This window comes from Psychrobacter sp. TB55-MNA-CIBAN-0194 (assembly GCF_040309505.1).
GTDB lineage: Bacteria > Pseudomonadota > Gammaproteobacteria > Pseudomonadales > Moraxellaceae > Psychrobacter > Psychrobacter fozii.
Genome location: NZ_JBEOOW010000035.1, coordinates 1 through 471 on the forward strand (window position 1 = coordinate 1; position 471 = coordinate 471).

The following is a 471-nucleotide window of genomic DNA, read 5'->3' on the forward strand; positions in this document are numbered from 1 at the left end:
CCTTTAGCCACTTTGCTTGCTCTACCGTTGGCGTAAACGCTTGCCATAAGTCTGGACGACGCGCTTGCGTACGTTCGACTTGCTGACTAAAGCGCCACTTCGCGATATTGGCATGGTGACCTGAAAGTAACACTTTAGGCACTGCCATACCCGCAAACTCATGCGGCTTAGTATAATGTGGACAATCAAGCAAGCCATCAACAAACGAATCTTGCTCAGCTGACTTATCATCACCCATAATATCAGGCAAACGACGTATCACACTATCCATTAGCACCATTGCCGGTAGCTCACCACCGGTAAGCACATAATCACCAAGTGATATTTCCATATCAACATACTGCGACAGTAAGCGCTCATCAATGCCTTCGTAACGACCGCATAATATAATCATGCCGTCATACTCGGTCATATCGACCACACTACTCTCACTCAGCGTCTGCCCTTGTGGTGACATATAAATCACCGGAC

General features: G+C 47.3%; 1 protein-coding gene. It reads right to left on the reverse strand.

All coding sequences use genetic code 11. From position 1 onward, the window contains the following. Positions 1-471: tRNA (guanosine(37)-N1)-methyltransferase TrmD (gene trmD, locus AAEY75_RS14135; protein WP_352259914.1), on the reverse strand; the 471-nt coding region annotated here is incomplete at both ends.